General features: G+C 43.9%; 9 protein-coding genes and 1 pseudogene (1 of these 10 running past the window's edge). 7 read left to right on the forward strand and 3 right to left on the reverse strand.

The window, feature by feature from the left end:
• The 5 genes and pseudogenes from A2048_09755 to A2048_09775 all read left to right on the forward strand — a co-directional run.
• Nucleotides 1-295: pseudogene (locus tag A2048_09755) on the forward strand (hypothetical protein) (it extends 278 nt beyond the left edge of the window).
• A 51-nt stretch (nucleotides 296-346) separates the two neighbouring features.
• Entirely contained in the window at nucleotides 347-2,560 is a 2,214-nt protein-coding gene (locus tag A2048_09760) for a phosphoribosylformylglycinamidine synthase II (protein OGP08416.1), read from the forward strand.
• Between the two features lie 32 nt (nucleotides 2,561-2,592).
• Nucleotides 2,593-3,969 carry an amidophosphoribosyltransferase gene (locus A2048_09765; GenBank protein ID OGP08417.1) on the forward strand — a complete coding sequence of 459 codons (1,377 nt, stop codon included), beginning with the start codon at nucleotides 2,593-2,595 and terminating at the stop codon, nucleotides 3,967-3,969.
• A gap of 83 nt (nucleotides 3,970-4,052) precedes the next feature.
• Nucleotides 4,053-6,326: a DNA topoisomerase I gene (locus A2048_09770; protein ID OGP08418.1), complete on the forward strand. Its 2,274-nt coding sequence runs from the start codon at nucleotides 4,053-4,055 to the stop codon at nucleotides 6,324-6,326.
• Nucleotides 6,327-6,348: 22 nt separating this feature from the next.
• Nucleotides 6,349-7,260 (forward strand): hydroxymethylbilane synthase, encoded by a 912-nt coding sequence (locus A2048_09775; protein ID OGP08419.1) that lies wholly within the window; start codon nucleotides 6,349-6,351, stop codon nucleotides 7,258-7,260.
• 2 nt (nucleotides 7,261-7,262) lie between these two features.
• Here the strand turns inward: A2048_09775 and A2048_09780 are convergent, their stop codons facing one another.
• From A2048_09780 to A2048_09790, 3 genes are all read right to left on the reverse strand, one after another.
• Nucleotides 7,263-8,099: a hypothetical protein gene (locus A2048_09780; GenBank protein OGP08420.1), complete on the reverse strand. Its 837-nt coding sequence runs from the start codon at nucleotides 8,097-8,099 to the stop codon at nucleotides 7,263-7,265.
• 177 nt (nucleotides 8,100-8,276) lie between these two features.
• Nucleotides 8,277-8,498 carry a hypothetical protein gene (locus A2048_09785; GenBank protein OGP08421.1) on the reverse strand — a complete coding sequence of 74 codons (222 nt, stop codon included), beginning with the start codon at nucleotides 8,496-8,498 and terminating at the stop codon, nucleotides 8,277-8,279.
• Between the two features lie 34 nt (nucleotides 8,499-8,532).
• Nucleotides 8,533-9,435, reverse strand: coding sequence for a hypothetical protein (locus tag A2048_09790; GenBank protein ID OGP08422.1), 903 nt, complete (start codon nucleotides 9,433-9,435; stop codon nucleotides 8,533-8,535).
• A gap of 103 nt (nucleotides 9,436-9,538) precedes the next feature.
• Between A2048_09790 and A2048_09795 the strand changes: the two genes are divergently transcribed.
• Nucleotides 9,539-11,191: a hypothetical protein gene (locus A2048_09795; protein ID OGP08423.1), complete on the forward strand. Its 1,653-nt coding sequence runs from the start codon at nucleotides 9,539-9,541 to the stop codon at nucleotides 11,189-11,191.
• Nucleotides 11,169-13,139: a hypothetical protein gene (locus A2048_09800; GenBank protein ID OGP08424.1), complete on the forward strand. Its 1,971-nt coding sequence runs from the start codon at nucleotides 11,169-11,171 to the stop codon at nucleotides 13,137-13,139. The genes A2048_09795 and A2048_09800 overlap by 23 nt, the downstream gene beginning before the upstream one ends.
• Nucleotides 13,140-13,217 lie beyond the last annotated feature (78 nt).

A 13,217-nucleotide genomic window follows, 5' to 3' on the forward strand; every position in this document is an offset into this window, starting at 1 on the left:
GTCCAAAACCAAAACATATCGAATCCCCATTGCCCATATGGAAGGCAATTATTTTATCGATGATGATGGTTTAAAAAAACTCAAAGACAACGGCCAAATCATTTTTCAATACGCCAATGCCCAGGGTGAAATTGTTGAAGAAGCTAACCCCAATGGGGCACGGGCTAATATTGCCGGTATTTGCAACCCAAAGGGAAATATTTTGGGCATGATGCCCCATCCGGAACGTGTTTCTGAAGAGGCTCTTGGAGGCCATGACGGAAAATTTATTTTTGAATCGTTGATGAACACGTAGGGGCGAACACCCTCCTGAGGCGGGCAGGCAAGGTTCGCCCGTACATTAATAATGATAACGCCTGAATTATTAAAACAGCACAATATCACCCCTGATGAATACCAATTAATTCTTCAATTAATTGGTCGCCAGCCCAATCTTGTTGAGCTGGGGATTTTTTCAGTGATGTGGTCGGAGCACTGTAGCTACAAAAGCTCCCGCAAATTTTTAAAGGGATTTCCCACCAAGGGCCCTCGTGTATTGCAGGGGCCGGGAGAAAATGCCGGCATTGTCGATATTGGAGATGGCTTGGCCGTGGTTTTTAAAATGGAGTCCCATAACCATCCTTCTTTTATCGAGCCCTACCAAGGAGCGGCGACCGGTGTGGGGGGCATCCTTCGTGATGTGTTCACCATGGGGGCCCGGCCCATTGCCAATCTGAATTCTCTCCGTTTTGGAAGTGTCGACCATCCCAAAACACCTTATCTGGTAAGTGGCGTTGTTTCGGGTATCGCCGGTTATGGTAATTGCATGGGCATTCCAACAGTCGGAGGCGATGTTGTTTTTGATCCTTCCTACAATGGGAATATTTTGGTCAATGCCATGACTGTCGGGTTGGTGGAACAGAGCAAGATTTTTAAGGGATATGCCTCGGGTGTGGGGAATCCCGTTTTTTATGTGGGCGCTAAAACAGGGCGCGATGGTATTCATGGGGCCACGATGGCCTCCGATGTTTTTGATGACAAGGCCGAACAAAAACGTCCCACTGTTCAAGTAGGGGATCCTTTCACTGAAAAGAAACTCTTGGAAGCCTGCCTGGAACTGATGCAGACTGATTGTATTGTGGGCATTCAAGACATGGGGGCGGCGGGTCTTACCAGTTCCTCCTTTGAAATGGCCTCCCGTGCAGGTTCCGGTATTGAAATGAATCTTGACTTAATTCCCACCCGCGAAGAGAAAATGACCCCTTATGAAATGATGCTTTCTGAATCGCAGGAACGGATGCTACTTGTGGCCAAAAAAGGACGCGAAGAAGAAGTGAAGAAAATTTTTGTTAAATGGGACTTGGATGCAAGCCCCGTGGGTGTTGTGACCGATTCAGGAAGAGTGGTCGGATGGTTTAAGGGAGAAAAAGTTTTTGATCTTCCCATTCTGCCTATTACCGACAAAGCCCCTGTTTATGACCGCCCTCGAAAACGTTCCCAAGATTTGGAGGCTCTCCAGAAAATTTCTTTAAAGGATATTCCTGTTCCCCAAAATCTGGAGGAATGTTTTTTAAAAATATTGGGGCATCCCAATAACGCTTCCAAAAAATGGGTTTATCGCCAGTACGATCACCAGGTGATGACCAACACCCTTGTTCTTCCAGGCTCGGATGCCGCTGTTTTAAGGGTTAAGGGCACCCAAAAAGGCCTGGCTGTCACCAGCAATTGCAACAGTCGTTATTGTTATTTGGATCCTCGTACGGGGGGACATATTGCTGTTGCTGAAAGCGGGCGAAACCTTGTTTGCTCGGGTGCCAAGCCACTTGCTTTAACGGATTGTCTTAATTTTGGGAACCCGGAACGTCCAGAAATCATGGATCAGTTTGTAGAGTGCATTGAGGGAATTTCAGAAGCATGCCGCAGCTTTGATATTCCGGTCATTAGTGGTAATGTGAGTTTCTATAATGAAACAAACGGTGTTTCCATTTACCCCACTCCGATGATTGGTATGGTGGGCTTGCTTGAAGATGTGAGTGTGGCCCTCGATCAATTTTATAAGAATGCCGGAGATATTATTGTTTTGTTGGGAGAGACCAAAGAAGAGTTGGGCGCTTCAGAATATTTAAATTTGATTCATGGAAAAATCCAGGGCTTTCCCCCTAAGTTGTGTCTTCAGACGGAACAAAAATTATGGAACCTTTTGTTGTCTTTAATTGAAAGCCGACTTCTAAAATCAGCCCATGATATTTCAGAAGGGGGGCTTAGCCTCACTCTGGCTGAATCCTGTTTCGGAGGAGGAAAATTTGGAGTTAGTGTAAAACTTGAAGAAAGTATTCGTAAAGACTTGTTATTATTTTCTGAATCACAATCAAGAGTGGTGGTTTCTTTATCGCCCTCAGCCCTTGACGAAGTCAAAAAGAGGGCTCAAAGTGGGGGCGTTTCGTTCATGGTTTTGGGGGAAGTGGTTCCTGACCAATTTGTCATTACCTCAAGTAAAGGTGATGTGTGGATCAAAAAGTCCCGGAATGAATTGGAAAAAATTTGGTCCGAAGGATTTGAGAAGGGTATTTTTGGAATGTAGGGACAGGTCGCGACCTGTCCTTACCAAAAATTATGTGCGGTATCGTTGGCATTTATAATCACCCTGAAGCTTCCAAACTGGCCTATCTTGGCTTGTATGCACTTCAGCATCGAGGGCAGGAAAGTGCAGGTATCGTTTCTAACGATGGGGGGCATCTGATTGGGCATATTGCCATGGGACATGTGGCCGATATTTTTACCAATAAAATTTTGGATGATCTTCGTGGTGAGTTGGCCATCGGGCATGTGCGCTATTCAACAACGGGAGCTTCTATTCTCAAAAACTGCCAACCCTTTACCATTAATTATGCCCGTGGGGCGCTTTCGGTGGCGCATAATGGCAATATTGTTAATGCAGCCCAAATTCGTCACGAATTTGAAGCGGGTGGGGCCATTTTTCAATCAACCATCGATACCGAAGTCATCCTGCATCTTCTGGCACAATCAAAAAAGGAAAACATCATTGATCGTCTCACCGAAATCCTGCCGCGCTTGCAAGGGGCTTACTCTCTTTTGTTTTTGACTGAAACCCGTATGGTGGCCGTCAGAGACCCCCATGGTTTTAGGCCACTGGTTATTGGGAAAAAAGGGGATGCCTATGTTGTCGCCAGCGAAACCAGCGCGCTTGATCTGATTGAAGCCCAATACATCCGTTCGGTTGATCCGGGTGAAATTGTCCTGTTTGAAAAAGGAGAAATGAAATCCTTCAAACCTCTTCCAAATCCGGCAAAGAGAGCTCATTGCATTTTTGAATATATTTATTTTGCCCGCCCGGACAGCATTGTCTTTGATCGTAACGTCTATGAAATACGCAAAGGTTTTGGAGCCCAATTGGCCAAGGAAAATCCCATCGAAGCCGACATGGTTGTGCCCATTCCCGATTCCGGAGTCCCGGCCGCCATTGGCTATTCGGAGGTTTCAAAAATTCCTTTTGAAATGGCTTTGGTGCGTAATCACTATATCGGACGCACTTTCATTGAGCCGGAAGATTCCATCCGCCATTTTGGGGTCAAGATAAAATTAAACGCTGTCCGTGAATTGATGAAAGGTAAGCGCGTCGTGCTCATTGATGATTCCATTGTACGCGGAACCACCAGCCGAAAAATTGTCAAAATGGTTCGTGATGCGGGAGCCAAAGAAGTGCACATGCGCATTTCATCGCCCCCAACGACATGGCCGTGTTATTACGGCATTGACACTCCCACACGCAAAGAATTGATTGCGGCTTCCAAGTCCGTTGAAGAAATTCGACAGTTCATTAATGCGGATAGCCTGAGTTATCTTTCAACCGAAGCGCTTTACTGGTTTGAAAAACAAAAACCACGCGAGTGGTTTTGCGATGCGTGTTTTACGGGTGAATATCCCGAAGGAGCCAAATTTATTCAACAGGCCATTAATTTTGAAGTTTAGAGACCAACAAACCATCATTTTAGTCTTGACACTCAAAAGCTTTCACCATTACTTTTCAGACCTTTTTTAAGCTTAATGAAACTATGTCCAAAATAAACCTCGTCATTGTTGAATCGCCGGCCAAGGCCAAAACCATTGAAAAATATTTGGGAAAGAATTTTCGTGTAAGGGCTTCCATTGGGCATATCAAGGACCTTCCGACCAAAAAACTGGGGGTCGACATCGAACACAACTTCAAACCACAATACGAAGTTATTACCGGAAAAAAGAAAGTTATTGATGAAATAAAAAAGGTGGCCAAGGAATCCGAAATTGTCTACCTGGCTCCTGACCCTGATCGTGAAGGAGAGGCTATCGCCTGGCACGTTTCAGAAGTGATCGAGGGAATCAAATCACACCCTCCCATTAAACGTGTTCTTTTCAATGAAATCACCAAAAACGCCGTACGTGAGGCTATTGAACACCCTGTGGAACTTAACCGCAACATGTTTGAAGCCCAACAGGCCCGCCGCATTTTGGATCGGCTTGTCGGTTACCAAATTTCACCTCTTTTGTGGGACAAAGTCCGTCGGGGTTTATCTGCCGGTCGTGTGCAGTCAGTTGCTGTACGTCTTGTTTGTGAGCGCGAGGAAGAAATAAAAGCCTTCAAACCGGAAGAATATTGGAGTCTTGAAGTACGCCTTGAAGGAAGTAAAAAGCCGGAATTTGTGGCCCACTTGGCAAAAAAAAATGGGAACAAGATAGAAGTTAAATCAGGAGACGAGGCCAATAAAATTGTTTCTTACCTCAAAAATCAATTTTTTCACTTAGCCCAAATTCAAAAAAAGGAGCAAAAAAGGCACCCCACGGCTCCTTTTATCACTTCCAAACTTCAGCAGGAAGCTTCACGTAAATTGGGGTTTACCGCCAAAAAAACCATGATGCTTGCCCAGCGCCTTTATGAAGGCATTGAGTTAGATGAAGGCCCTGCAGGGCTTATTACGTACATGCGTACGGATTCCACGCGTATTGCGCCCACAGCCATTGAAGAAGTGCGCCAGTATATTGTGAATGCCTATGGGAAAAATTATCTGCCGGAGCAACCCAATGTTTACAAGACAAAAAAGACCGCCCAAGATGCCCACGAAGCCATTCGTCCCACCTCGATGCAATATACTCCCGATAAGGTGAAAAAATATCTCGAACGGGATGCCTTCAGGCTTTATGAACTTATATGGAAACGCTTTGTGGCCTCCCAGATGGTCAGCGCCGTTTTGGATCAGACCGTATTTATTATTAATGGCGGTGATTATCAATTCAGATCCAGTGGTTCTGTTATTAAGTTTGATGGATTTATTTCGGTTTATACCGAAGACAAAGATGATGATGGAGTATCTGCCAAATCGGGCGACGAGGAAAATGAAGAGGGAGGGCTTCTTCCCGAACTCAAAGAAGGCGAAACGCTTGCATGCCATGAATTTCTTCCCTCACAACACTTTACGCAAGCTCCCCCCCGTTACACAGAAGCTTCCCTGGTAAAAATTTTGGAAGAGAAGGGGATTGGGCGGCCTTCAACCTATGCCTCCATTATTTCGGTCATCCAGGAAAAGAAATATGCCGAAAAAAATGACCAGAAAAAATTCCTTCCCACCTCGCTTGGCGTTATTGTCAATGATCTCCTTGTCAAAAATTTCCCGGATGTGCTCGATGTTACTTTTACGGCCAAGATGGAAGATGAACTAGATAGTGTTGAAGAAGGCACCATGAAATGGACCGATAGTCTGAGTGATTTTTATAAAACTTTTTCAAAAACTTTGGCCAAGGCCAAAGTCCAGATGAAGGATGTAAAAAGACAGGAAATCCCGACCGACATTGCCTGTGATAAATGTGGTTCTGTCATGGTGATAAAATTTGGACGGAATGGGGAATTCCTGGCTTGCCAGTCTTACCCTGAATGCAAAAACACCAAGGAATTCAAAAAAACGCCCGAAGGCAAAATAGAAATAGTAAAACAGGAAGTCACCAATGAGATCTGTGACAAATGCTCTTCCCCCATGATTGTAAAAACGGGGCGTTACGGAAAATTCTTGGCCTGTTCCAAATATCCCCAATGTAAAAATGCCAAACCCATTCCTTTGGGGGTTAATTGCCCCAAATGCGGTAAGGCACTCACGCAGAAAAAATCAAAAAGGGGCCGCCTTTTCTATGGCTGCACCGCTTATCCCAATTGTGATTTCGCCACCTGGGACAAGCCCGTCAACCAGACCTGCCCCCAATGCCGGCATCCCTATCTCTTTGAAAAAGTCACTCAAAGCAGGGGGACAGAGCTTAAATGCCCGAATAAGGAATGTGGTTATTCAAAAATGGTTGATGGATGATTTTTAAAAATTGGGATTGTTTATGACCAAAAAAACTTTCAAACTGGGAACTCGTGGTTCAAAGCTAGCCCTTTGGCAATCTCGTTATGTCAGTGCACAAATCAGAGCCCAACATCCTCATATAGAAATTGAAGAACTTGTCATAAAAACAACAGGAGACAAGTTTTTAGATTCCAATCTTTTTGAACTTGGCGGTAAAGGTGCTTTTCTCAAAGAAATTGAGGAGGCTTTACTTGATTGCCGTGTTGATTTTGCCGTTCATAGTTTAAAAGATGTTCCTGCTTTTTTACCCGAGGGACTTGGTCTTGTGGCATTTTTGCCACGAGAAGAAGCAAGCGATGTATTTTTATCGTTTGGTGAAAATCATTTTGGGCAACTTAAAAAAGGTTCAGTTATCGGCACTTCCAGTCTGCGCCGCTTAATCCAACTAAGACAGATACGCCCTGATCTTCAATATAAAGATTTAAGAGGGAATATTGATACTCGCTTGCTTAAACTGCAAAGAGGAGAATACGATGGAATTGTTCTGGCTTATGCCGGCTTGAAGCGGTTGGGCCTGCAATGTCCTATGATGGAAACACTTCCGACTATCTCAGCTGTGGGCCAAGGAGCCATTGTTGTAGAAGCACGCTTAGATGACCCAACCACTCGCAATCTTGTTAGGACTTTGAATGATTTTTCAACAGCTGAAGCTACCATGGCAGAACGGGTTTTTATGTCCGTTTTGGGAGCAGATTGTCGTGTGCCTGTGGGGTGTCATGTTAAATTAAAAGAAGAAAAAGCAGTTTATCGATGTTTTGTAGCTCATCCTTTGGGGAATCCGTTTGTAAAAAAAGAAGGGGAAGTGGATCGAGGTCAACTCATAAAAACTTTGGCAGGCTTGGCTGACGAGATGCTTAAATTAGGGGCTACAGAATGGATGGGGAAAAAATAATTTTAACGAAGGTTTTGGATCAATCGCAGTCTCCCGGGCTTTTTCATTTCTTCCTGCAATCTTTCCCGCGTTTTATCTTCCAGTGATTGGGGCATTTGATCATCAAGGGCGTGCTTAATCACATAATATACATTTTTCTTGATGAGGAATTCGGAATGGGTTGTTCCCTGGATTTCGACGTTCTTCACATTGGGGGCTTCTTCCAGAACCGCTCCCGGATACATGCAGATACGATCATCCTTTGAAAAAATGGAATATACTTTTACTTTCTTGGGAAAAGGTCCTTTTTTAAGGCGTTGAATAAAATTTGAAAGAGGGGACATTTGCCTGACACTTTTAAGAACAAGAGCAACCGGAGTTATTGAAAATAACAGGGCCCAGGGTGTTCCATTGTGGGGAGTTCCCAAAGTAACCAAAACTTTTACACGACGATCCCCGCCAAGGCGTTTAACATAGTAATGCCCTATAAGGCCTCCTTTAGAATGACAAATGACCGAAAGTTTTCCCCTGAACTTGTATTTTTCATAGAGGTGCTCAATTTTTTGATCAATACGAGCGGCCAAATTTTCAATGGCATGGGTATTAAAAGTATCGAAAATGCCTCCCAAATTAATACTGAAAACGGTGTATCCGTCGTTAAAAAGCCTTTTTTCGAGAATGGAAAAAGTTCGTCTTGTGGCTCCAAAACCATAAATAAGAAGGACGGGGCGCTTACACCCTTTAAGGATGGCTTTACGTTCAACCTGATTGCCACCCAGGGTAAGGAGAGCAACCGTACCCCAATTTTTGGTGCGCCTTAGGAAACGGCGGGAAATTCGTCGTAAGGGGGATAAGGGCATTTTTCTAGTGTAGCTTAAGTTTACGCATGGTGTCAAAAAAACTTTGCCTTGAAATTTGAATCAATGTAAAAAAATATCCTGACCCCGCGCAAATTAACACAGCATTGCTTTGATTTTAAGCATTCACAGCTATCCTAAGGCTTTGGAACATTTGTTGGGACGGGATGAAGTTGCCCATTAGGCAGTTTCGTCGGTAGAAGTGTCGATGCCCGATTTATCTTCAAGAGTGTCTTCGATATCATCTTCAATTTCATCTTCCATGGTGACAATATCGTATTGCCCCTCGCAATTGGGCAGGGCTTTCATAAAGGATTTAAATTCATCCTCTTTGATAAAACCCATGTCGATATTTCTTTTATAGGTGCGTTGGTCAAAATATTTGATTTCAGTCTTTTTCATAATTTTTCTGCCGGTTATTGTTTAGTTACTTTTGTTATCTGGGCGGTTTGTCAAAACTCATGATGACTTTTCCTTTACGGAAAATTCGGACATCACCGGTGGACTCCGAAATAACAATGGTGATGGCATTTGTCAATGCCGTTATCCCTGCGGCGGCAATATGTCTGGCGCCCAAGCCCCGGGGAATGTCGCTTTCATCAATGGCTGCCCCCAAATAACGACCCGCGGCGATTACTTCACCATCTCCTGAAATGATAAAGGCCCCATCCAGGGCGGCAAATTCAAAGAGAGTGTCTCTTAAGGCAGGGTTTAAAAGATTGCGTTCATCTTGTTCGTACCCCTTAAAAGGATTGATGATCATTTGCTTGGAAAGTTGCATCACTTTTTCTTCATCGCCCAACACAAAAATGGTGCCCACGGGCTTGCCTTCGCGGCCTTTGGTGGAAAGTTCAATGGCCAGTTTTAAGGCGTGTTCAAACACAGTGGGTTTAATGGTGTCGGGGATCTCGGCAAAGTCAGTGCCTGTAAGCATTTCAGATTCGTTGCCAATTTGCATGGCCATCAACATATCCAAAATACCCTGTTCCGCTTTACCCGCTAAAAAGACAATCATGTCTTCAGGGCTGACTAATTTGGAAGAAATGGCGAAAATGGTGGCAATTTTAACCAGGCCCAAACGACCTAGTTTAAGGTTTGGCAAGGGGACGACGGCTTTAACAGGGGTTTTACCGTTCCATCCCACATTTTTTTTCGTAACCAAAATAAGATGAAGCCCCTTGGGTAATTCTTCGGGAAAAAGATCGTCTTCAACGGCATCAATATAGACAAAAAAGTATTTGGCCTTGGTCGCCTTGGCAAGGGTGAGGGCGGCCTTGATCATGGCCTTGTTCTGGGTCTTGGCTGTTTTGCTTACTTGTACGGGCTCATCGGTTGCCATAGTTTATTTAAAATAGCTTACTTACCAAGTGTTCGGCAACTTTTATTTCAGAAAAACAAGCCTTTCTTGTAAGAGATGTTCTTTTCTATTAAAATGCCAGCCCATGTCAAAACAGCTTCTTTTTTGCCTTTTATTTTTTATCGCCCTTGTTTCACCGCAAAGCTCTTCTTCCTTTGAAACAGGAGGGAATGAGGAAAATCCCTTTGTCGTGGCTTATGACGATCAATTGCCACTTTTGGGCCAGGAAGAAACAAAAAGTTTTCAAATTATTTTTCAAATTCCAGACAGGTTTTATCTTTATGCCGAAAAACTGGATGTTCAAATTGATTCTGCTTTGGGGGTCAGCGTAGGGCCACTGAAAAAACCGGAACCCGTCATGAAGGACGACCCTTTTTTGGGGTATGTTGTTCCTGTTTATTATAATGAAGTGATTTTGGAATTACCGATCAGCTTACTTTCTAGCAACCATCTGGAATCTGCCAGCATTAAGGGGGATATCCAGTTTCAGGGATGTTCCGACAAGCTTTGTTATAAGCTGATGCATGTGCCCTTATCCGTTTCATTCAAAAAGAGTCCCTTTATTCAGGAGGGAATAATCACACCTATCGGAGGGGAAGAACCTTTTTTACCTTCATCGGCTTCTTTCATTGAGAAAATCGTTCACTTCATGTCCCACCCCGATTTTGAGGGATTGGTCCATCACACTTTTTGGCTGGCTCTTTTGATTGCTTTTTTGGGTGGAGTCTTGACGGATTTAACCCCCTGTGTTTGGCCCATGATTCCTGTCACGCTGGCAGTGGTCGGTGTTCGTAAAAAAGAAAATGCGAAACACAATTTATGGGTGGTGGCTGTGCTGGTCTTGGGCATGGCTGTGATGTATTCAGGGCTGGGGGTACTTGCGGCCCTTCTTGGCAAAAGCCTGGGATTTCTATTTCAAAACATTACTTTTCTTGTCATTCTCGATGTTTTTCTGCTCTTGATGGGGCTTTCGCTTTTGGGCCTTTTCGACATTAAACTTCCGGTTTCAATCCAAAACAAACTGGCCCATCTTTCAACCAAGGGCTTTAAAGGAACTTTTGTCGTAGGGCTTACCATGGGGCTGCTTGCCAGCCCTTGTGTGGGGCCCATTGTTGGTCCCATTCTTCTTTTTGTGGCGCAGACTAAAAGTGTTTTTTTGGGATTTTGGTTGCTGATGAGTTACGCCCTGGGAATGGGTCTCATCTTTTTTGTATTGGGGGGTTTTTATAGTTATTTGCATGTCCGCTTGCATGGAGGGCCATGGATGGTATGGCTTAAAAGAATATTGGGAGTTTTGGTGATTGTGGTTTCTTTTTATTATTCCCGCTCCATTGTCAGTCAGATTCGTTCAAGCTCAGACCATGCCTCCCAGGCTTATTCGGTACAAGTTGGGTTGCTTTTGGCAAAAAACCAGGTGAAACCGGTGATTGTTGATTTTTTTGCCCAGTGGTGCCCTCCCTGCATTAAGCTTGATCATGAAGTATGGGCCAATCCCCAAGTAAAAGAGACTCTCTCAAAAAAATGGGTTTTTATCAAAATTGATTGTACGCGAGAGACGCTTGAATGTCGCGAGGCCACCGAAAAGTTTCATGTTGTCGGGTGGCCCACGGTTGTCTTTTTGGACAATAATCAGATAGAAATGAAAAGTGAAAGACTGGTAGGTAAGGAAGTCAATGCCGATGAGATGCTAAACATCATGGAAAGGGTTGAAAATCATGGAACAGGGCTCTCGCCTTGAGTCGTTGCGGTTAAGCTTGCTTGATGAGATGAGGCTTCCTGATTTCAAGGGCCGGCATCTTTTTATTGCCAAGTTGCGCCTGATCATTTTTTTCCTTTGCTGGATTCTATTCATTGTTTTTTATCCGAAAATTTGGGGAGGAGTTCCGTTGGTTCCCCTTATTTTCAATTTGGGGCTTTTGATTACAGCCATCTGTTATTGGAATGTTCTTCACGAAAAACACATTCTTCGCTCCATTATTTTGGAAGTAAGCGCCGATGTCATCAGCCAGACAACCCTTATTTACTTGCTGGGGGCTGATTCGGTTGTGGTCTTTCTGTTTTATGGTTTGTATGTCGTGGCTGCGGGCTCTTTTTTTGGTTATATCATGGCCTTGCTCGCCGCCACAGCGGCTTTGGTGTCTTATTGTGGGTTGCTCGCCCTTTTGCAGCTGGGATGGATCAAGTCGTTTATTTATCCTTTTGAACCATCTTCACCTTTTATCATTGAGGGGTTTGGGTATTTTTTCAATCTTGTTTTTCTTCCCGTGGCTTTGGCAATCCTGGTTTATGGGGCCCGTATCGCCCATTATTTTTCAAAAATAAAAGAGAAAGCCCTTGAAACGCGCAATAACCAGCTTTTGGCGCTTAATCGCATCGGATCAACGATAAGAAGGGTTTCCCAAGTTGATTCCGTCATTGATCAAGTGCTCAAAGGAGTGATCCAGGGACTTGATTTTGAGGTTTGTTTTTTGGCCCTGCTTCATAAAAATGACAAGAAAGTTTATTTTTATTTTCCCCAAGGCAACCCCTACATTGCCATCATGGAAGAGGTTATTGGAAGAAAAGTTTCAGACTATTATCTTCCTCCCGATGTTTCCGAAAACTCTGCATATCAATCCATTTTAAAAAACAGGGTCATCATTCGTAATGAAATGATCGAGCTGACGCGCGGGTTTGTCCCTGAAATAAGCCTGGAAAAGGTTCAGGAAATACAAAAACGCTGCCAATTTAAAAAATTTGTCATCACCCCCCTTGTGGCTGAACGTAAGGTGATTGGAGCCTTTATAGGAGCCTCTGAAAAAGGTTTCGTCGAAGAAAGTGTGATTGACTCGCTGGATAATTTTTCAAACCAGGCCGCCCTTGCCATTGAGTCGGCCCAACTTTTTGAGGAAATAAAACAAAAGAACCTCCAACTTCAAGAAGCCAACAAAATCAAATCAGACTTTTTGGCCATCATGAGCCATGAGTTACGCACACCCCTTACGGCCATTATCGGTTTTTCTGAAATTTTACTGGATAATGTATTGGGAGATCTAAACAAGGAACAGCGCGATGCCCAGCACGAAGTCCTTAAAAATGCCGAAAATTTGTTGCAACTGATTAACAGCATTCTTGATCTGGCCAAGGTGGAGGCAGGTAAGATGGAATTGAACCTTGAAAGTTTTGCCATTGAAGAATTGATTAAGGAAATACAACAGTCGGTCACCCCTTTGTACACGAAAAAGAACCAGGCTTTTACTGTGAGTGTACCTCCCCATTTACCTCTTCTTGAAGCCGATTCACGGAAATTAAGGCAGGTTCTGCTTAACCTGGTTGGCAATGCCATCAAGTTCACGCCTGAACAGGGAAAAATCCAGATTGGCGTTCAATATTTTAGAAAAGCCGATGTGCTTGCTGAAGAGTTCAAGCTACAATCTCATCAGGTGAATCAAGGAGTTTTTCGCATCTCGATACAAGATTCCGGCATTGGCATCAAAAAAGAGCACCTTTCAACCATCTTTGACATTTTTCAGCAGGTCGATTCCACCTTTACCCGTAAATATCAGGGGACAGGGCTGGGCTTGGCTCTTTCCAAAGAGCTTGTCGAGTTGCATGGCGGGGTCATTGCTGTGGCCAGCGAATTTGGAAAAGGCTCCGAATTCAAGTTCATCCTTCCAGAGAAAGCGGTGCTTTCTCTTAAAAATTAAGCTTGGGATAAGAGCCATTCCGATGCATAAACAAATTGGGGGTAGAAAATATAGGTATTTTCAGGGAATTGGAGTAAA

Source organism: Deltaproteobacteria bacterium GWA2_45_12 (assembly GCA_001797365.1).
Lineage (GTDB): Bacteria > UBA10199 > UBA10199 > UBA10199 > UBA10199 > UBA10199.

What these genes read in the sequence shown, in the direction of transcription:
- A2048_09780 (OGP08420.1), bottom strand. Translation starts at nt 8,099, where the DNA reads ATGCCCTTATCCCCCTTACGACGAATTTCCCGCCGTTTCCTAAGGCGC.
- A2048_09775 (OGP08419.1), top strand. Translation starts at nt 6,349, where the DNA reads ATGACCAAAAAAACTTTCAAACTGGGAACTCGTGGTTCAAAGCTAGCC.
- A2048_09790 (OGP08422.1), bottom strand. Translation starts at nt 9,435, where the DNA reads ATGGCAACCGATGAGCCCGTACAAGTAAGCAAAACAGCCAAGACCCAG.
- A2048_09795 (OGP08423.1), top strand. Translation starts at nt 9,539, where the DNA reads ATGTCAAAACAGCTTCTTTTTTGCCTTTTATTTTTTATCGCCCTTGTT.
- A2048_09770 (OGP08418.1), top strand. Translation starts at nt 4,053, where the DNA reads ATGTCCAAAATAAACCTCGTCATTGTTGAATCGCCGGCCAAGGCCAAA.
- A2048_09760 (OGP08416.1), top strand. Translation starts at nt 347, where the DNA reads ATGATAACGCCTGAATTATTAAAACAGCACAATATCACCCCTGATGAA.
- A2048_09765 (OGP08417.1), top strand. Translation starts at nt 2,593, where the DNA reads ATGTGCGGTATCGTTGGCATTTATAATCACCCTGAAGCTTCCAAACTG.
- A2048_09800 (OGP08424.1), top strand. Translation starts at nt 11,169, where the DNA reads ATGGAACAGGGCTCTCGCCTTGAGTCGTTGCGGTTAAGCTTGCTTGAT.
- A2048_09785 (OGP08421.1), bottom strand. Translation starts at nt 8,498, where the DNA reads ATGAAAAAGACTGAAATCAAATATTTTGACCAACGCACCTATAAAAGA.